Origin of the sequence: uncultured Aquincola sp. (assembly GCF_964001545.1) — a bacterium.
In the GTDB taxonomy this organism is placed as follows: Bacteria; Pseudomonadota; Gammaproteobacteria; order Burkholderiales; family Burkholderiaceae_C; genus Aquincola.
Window position 1 is genome coordinate 1 of sequence record NZ_CAXFDV010000598.1, and the last position, 4,305, is coordinate 4,305.

Below are 4,305 nucleotides of genomic sequence, written 5' to 3' on the forward strand. Positions count from 1 at the left end.
CGCGCCTGCGCCACCGGCTGGCCCAGCAGCGCGCGCGGCAGGTTCTGCTCGTAGCGGCCATGGCCCGTCTCGTGGATGGTGCCCATCAGGCTGATCAGGAACTCGTCGGGGTTGTAGCGGGTGGTCAGCCGCACGTCCTCGGGCACGCCGCCCGAAAACGGATGGGCGCTCACGTCCAGCCGGCCGGCGCTGAAGTCGAAGCCCATCAGCCGCATCGCCGCCTCGCACAGCGCGCGCTGCCGCGCCACCGGGAAAGGGCCCACCGGCTCGATCAGCGGGCGGCTGCGCTGGCGTTCGGTCACACGGGCGATCAGGTCGGGCAGCCATTGCCGCACCTCGCCGAACACCCGGTCGACCGTGGCGCAGGTCATGCCGGGCTCGTAGCGGTCCATCAGCGCTTCGTACTTCGACAGCCCCGAGGCCTCGCTCAACAGCCGCGCCTCTTCGCGCGCCACGCGCAGCACCTCGCGAAAGTGCTCGACGAATCCGGCCCAGTCGTTGGCCGGCCGCTGGCGCCGCCAGGCATGTTCGCAGCGCGAGGTGGCCAGCTGCCGCGCCTGCACCAGCGATTCGGGCAGCGCATTGGCGTTGAACCAGTCGCGCCGGATCTCGCGCAGGTTGGCGCGCTGCAGCTCGTCCAGCGGCTCCTGCTCGGCACGGGTCAGGCGGTCGCGCAGGCTGGCGTCGGTGCGCAGCCGGTGGGTCAGGCCGGCCAGCTCGGCCAGCGCGGCGCTGCGCGCCTCGTTGCCCTTGGGCGGCATGTTGGCGGCCTGGTCCCAGCCGCAGATGGCGGCCAGGTGGTCGAAGCGGTGCAGGCGCTGGCAGTGCAGCACCAGGTCGTCGTAGGCGGGGGTGGTGCTCATGGAGGGCTCCGGTTCGATCGAGGGGTGCGTCAAGGGGTGAATCGGCCCGGAAAGAACCACAACAGGCCGGCCGTCATCGTCACATAACGCAGGAACTTGCCCACCGCCATGTAGGCCACGCAGGGCCAGAAGGGCAGCCGCAGCCAGCCGGCCACCGCGCACAGCGGGTCGCCCACCACCGGCAGCCAGGCCAGCAGACAGGCCTTGGGGCCGAAGCGCTGCAGCCAGCGCAGTGCGCGGTGGTCGGCGCTGTGGTGGGTGGCCTTCTCGTAGGCCAGCTCGGCGCCATAACCCATCCACCAGCTGATGGCGCCACCGGCGGTGTTGCCCAGCGTCGCCACCAGCACCGTGGGCCAGAACATCGTGGGGTCGAGCTTGACCAGGGCGAACACCGCCGGCTCCGAGCCCAGCGGCAGCAGCGTGGCCGAGACCAGCGACACCAGGAACACCGCACCCAGGCCCACTTCGGGCAGGGCCAGCGCATTCATCACCGCGGCGAGCGCGGCCTGCAACCAGCTTTCCATCGGCCCGCATTATCACGAGCCGCCACCCCGGCCAACCGCCCGGATGGGCGCGGCTGCGCCGCTATACTCCTGCCTCCTTTTTCAGCACCACCCCACCCCCCCGCCCCATGAAGATCGGCCCGATCGAGCTGCCGAACCGGCTCTTCGTCGCCCCGATGGCAGGGGTGACGGACCGCCCTTTCCGCGTGCTGTGCAAGCGGCTGGGCGCGGGCTATGCGGTCAGCGAGATGGTCACTTCCAAGCGCGAGCTGTGGAAGAGCCTGAAAACCTCGCGCCGTGCCGACCACACCGGCGAGAGCGCTCCCATCGCAGTGCAGGTGGCGGGGGTCGATCCGGCCGAGATGGCCGATGCCGCCCGTTACAACATCGACCGCGGCGCCCAGGTCATCGACATCAACATGGGCTGTCCGGCCAAGAAGGTGTGCAACGTGTGGGCCGGCTCGGCGCTGATGCGCAACGAGCCGCTGGCGCTGCGCATCGTCGATGCCGTGGTGCAGGCCTGCGTGCCGCACGGCGTGCCCGTGACGCTGAAGATGCGCACCGGCTGGTGCGACACCGAGCGCAATGCGGTGGCCATGGCCCGTGCGGCCGAGGCCGCCGGCGTGGCCATGGTCACGGTGCACGGCCGCACCCGCGAGCAGGGCTACAGCGGCCACGCCGAGTACGACACCATCGCCGCGGTCAAGGCCGCGCTGCGCATTCCGGTGGTGGCCAACGGCGACATCGATTCGCCGAAGAAGGCGCGCGAAGTGCTTGCCTATACAAGTGCCGATGCGCTGATGGTGGGCCGCGCCGCCCAGGGCCGGCCGTGGATCTTCCGCGAGATCGCCCACTACCTGGACACCGGCACGCTGCTGCCGCCGCCGCCCGTGGCAGACGTGCGCGGCTGGCTGGTGGCGCACCTGCTGGACCACTACGGCCTGTATGGCGAACAGTCGGGCGTGCGCAGCGCCCGCAAGCACATCGGCTGGGCGGTGCATGCCCTGCCGGGGGGCGCCGAGTTCCGCGCCCGCATGAACCTGATCGACGACTGCGAACAGCAGCTGCAGGCGGTGACCGAATGGTTCGACCGCCTGGCCGAGCAGCATGAACGGCTGCCCGCCAACGACAGCCTGCTGGCCTTGTCGGCCTGATCTCCTTTTTTCTTTGCGTACATGACGAAAAAACACCTCGAAGCCTGCGTGCGCGAGAGCCTGGAGCAGTACTTCCGCGACCTGCGCGGCGTGGAGCCGCACTCGGTGCACGAGATGATCCTGAACGCCGTCGAGAAGCCCATGCTCGACGTGGTGATGGCGCATGCACAAGGCAACCAGAGCAAGGCCGCCGAGTGGCTCGGCATCAACCGCAACACCCTCCGGCGAAAGCTGCTCGAACACAAGCTCATCAAGTAAGGCCCGCGCCATGACCACCGCACTGCTCTCCGTCTCCGACAAGACCGGCATCGTCGAGTTCGCCCGCGAACTGCATGCTGCCGGCGTCAAGCTGCTGTCCACCGGTGGCACCGCCAAGCTGCTGGCCGAATCGGGCCTGCCCGTGACCGAGGTCTCCGAAGTCACCGGCTTCCCCGAGATGCTGGACGGCCGCGTGAAGACGCTGCATCCACGCATCCACGGCGGCCTGCTGGCCCGGCGCGATGTGCCCGCCCACATGGCGGCACTGGCCGAGCACGGCATCAATACCATCGACCTGCTGGTGATCAACCTCTACCCGTTCGCGCAGGCCACCGCCAAGGCCGGCTGCACGCTGGACGACGCCATCGAGAACATCGACATCGGCGGCCCCGCGATGCTGCGCGCCGCGGCCAAGAACTGGCAGGACGTGGCGGTGGTGATCGACCCCGCCGACTACCCGCGTGTGCTGGCCGAGCTGAAGGACGGCAGCGTGGACCGCAGCACCAAGTTCATGCTGGCCAAGAAGGTGTTTGCGCACACCGCCGCCTACGACGGCATGATCGCCAACTACCTGAGCGGCCTGCAGGCCGGCTCGGAGCTGGCCACGCCGCAGGTGCCGCAGCGCCACGAATACCCGGCCGTGCTGAGCCTGCAGTTCAGCAAGGTGCAGGACATGCGCTACGGCGAGAACCCGCACCAGAGCGCCGCCTTCTACCGCGATGCGCAGCCCGCCCCCGGCACGCTGGCCGGCTGGCACCAGCTGCAGGGCAAGGAACTCTCGTATAACAACATCGCCGATGCCGACGCGGCCTGGGAATGCGTCAAGACCTTCAGCGCACCGGCCTGCGTGATCGTCAAGCATGCCAACCCCTGTGGCGTGGCGGTGGCGGCCTCGGCGGCCGACGCTTATGCCAAGGCCTTTAAGACCGACCCGACCTCGGCCTTCGGCGGCATCATCGCCTTCAACCGCCCGCTGGACGCGCAGTCTGCGCAGCTGGTGGTCAAGCAGTTCGTCGAGGTGCTGATCGCCCCGGCCATCACCGCCGAGGCGCGTGAGGTCTTTGCCGGCAAGCAGAACGTGCGGCTGCTGGAAGTGCCGCTGGCCGACGCGATGAACACGCTGGACTTCAAGCGCGTGGGCGGCGGCCTGCTGGTGCAGTCGGCCGATGCCAGGAACGTGCAGCCGGCCGAGCTGCGCGTGGTGACCAAGCAGCAGCCCACCGCGCAGCAGATGGAAGACCTGCTGTTCGCCTGGAAGGTGGCCAAGTTCGTCAAGAGCAATGCCATCGTGTTCTGTGCCGACGGCATGACCATGGGCGTGGGCGCCGGCCAGATGAGCCGCATCGACTCGGCCCGCATCGCCTCCATCAAGGCGGGCAACGCCGGCCTGACGCTGCAGGGCACCGCGGTGGCCAGCGACGCCTTCTTCCCGTTCCGCGACGGCCTGGACGTGGTGTGCGACGCCGGTGCCACCTGCGTCATCCAGCCGGGCGGCAGCATGCGTGACGACGAGGTGATCGCCGCGGC

General features: G+C 69.4%; 4 protein-coding genes and 1 pseudogene. 3 read left to right on the forward strand and 2 right to left on the reverse strand.

What is annotated here, in order from left to right:
- Both ABNT58_RS20670 and ABNT58_RS20675 read right to left on the reverse strand, forming a co-directional pair.
- Positions 1–863 (reverse strand): annotated as a pseudogene (locus ABNT58_RS20670) (carboxypeptidase M32); the annotation flags it as partial.
- A gap of 29 nt (positions 864–892) precedes the next feature.
- The gene (locus tag ABNT58_RS20675) at positions 893–1,387 is read right to left on the reverse strand and encodes a YqaA family protein (RefSeq protein ID WP_348755302.1); all 495 of its coding nucleotides are present in this window, start codon (positions 1,385–1,387) and stop codon (positions 893–895) included.
- Between the two features lie 107 nt (positions 1,388–1,494).
- Between ABNT58_RS20675 and dusB the strand changes: the two genes are divergently transcribed.
- The 3 genes from dusB to purH form a co-directional block, all read left to right on the forward strand.
- A complete protein-coding gene (dusB, locus tag ABNT58_RS20680) occupies positions 1,495–2,520 on the forward strand; it encodes a tRNA dihydrouridine synthase DusB (protein WP_348755303.1) in 1,026 nt (341 codons plus the stop codon).
- 21 nt (positions 2,521–2,541) lie between these two features.
- Positions 2,542–2,778: a helix-turn-helix domain-containing protein gene (locus ABNT58_RS20685; RefSeq protein ID WP_250197790.1), complete on the forward strand. Its 237-nt coding sequence runs from the start codon at positions 2,542–2,544 to the stop codon at positions 2,776–2,778.
- Positions 2,779–2,788: 10 nt separating this feature from the next.
- Positions 2,789–4,305, forward strand: a 1,517-nt coding sequence (gene purH, locus ABNT58_RS20690; protein WP_348755304.1) for a bifunctional phosphoribosylaminoimidazolecarboxamide formyltransferase/IMP cyclohydrolase, incomplete at its 3' end; no start/stop codon positions are given.

Bases quoted from the DNA above. Each gene is read 5' to 3' on its own strand.
- ABNT58_RS20675 (WP_348755302.1), bottom strand. From the start codon at position 1,387: ATGGAAAGCTGGTTGCAGGCCGCGCTCGCCGCGGTGATGAATGCGCTG.
- dusB (WP_348755303.1), top strand. From the start codon at position 1,495: ATGAAGATCGGCCCGATCGAGCTGCCGAACCGGCTCTTCGTCGCCCCG.
- ABNT58_RS20685 (WP_250197790.1), top strand. From the start codon at position 2,542: ATGACGAAAAAACACCTCGAAGCCTGCGTGCGCGAGAGCCTGGAGCAG.